The 497-nt window shown below is 39.2% G+C and carries 1 protein-coding gene; it reads right to left on the reverse strand.

What is annotated here, in order from left to right; all coding sequences use genetic code 11:
• Positions 1 to 497, reverse strand: a 497-nt coding sequence (locus tag EP737_RS09085) for an MFS transporter (RefSeq protein ID WP_129727660.1), incomplete at both ends; no start/stop codon positions are given.

Consider the following 497-nt stretch of genomic DNA (forward strand, 5'->3'; position numbering starts at 1 on the left):
CCAAATGCTCCGCATAAAGCAATCGTTAGAAATACAAATGATAATACAATGCTTGTACTTGCCACATAGCTGCTAATCATCATGGCAATCGCACTTACTGTTAAACATACCGCGACATGCCAGCGTCTTTCGTTCTTCTTGTCGGAATGATTTCCAACTAGAATCATTGCTACCATCGCGCACACGTACATAAGCCCTAAAATCCAGCCCATGTTTTGCATACTAAGACCTGTTTTCTCGGATAAGCCTTGCGAAATCGTTGGTAAAAACATGTTGATTCCGTAATAACCAACCATCCAGCAGAAGTATCCTGCAGATAAGATGAGCACATCACGATCCTTTAAAGCCTGAGCGAACGTGTAGTGTTTTACTTGCTGTTTTTCAAGGTTTTCTTTTGTTATCACATCAATTAACCATTGTTTCTCATCTTTGTTCAACCATTCTACATCTTCAATCTTGTCATCAAGATAGAAAAAACAGATGATCCCTAAGATCAT

It is taken from the genome of Ectobacillus funiculus, from assembly GCF_004138295.1.
Classification (GTDB): Bacteria; Bacillota; Bacilli; order Bacillales; family Bacillaceae_G; genus Ectobacillus; species Ectobacillus funiculus.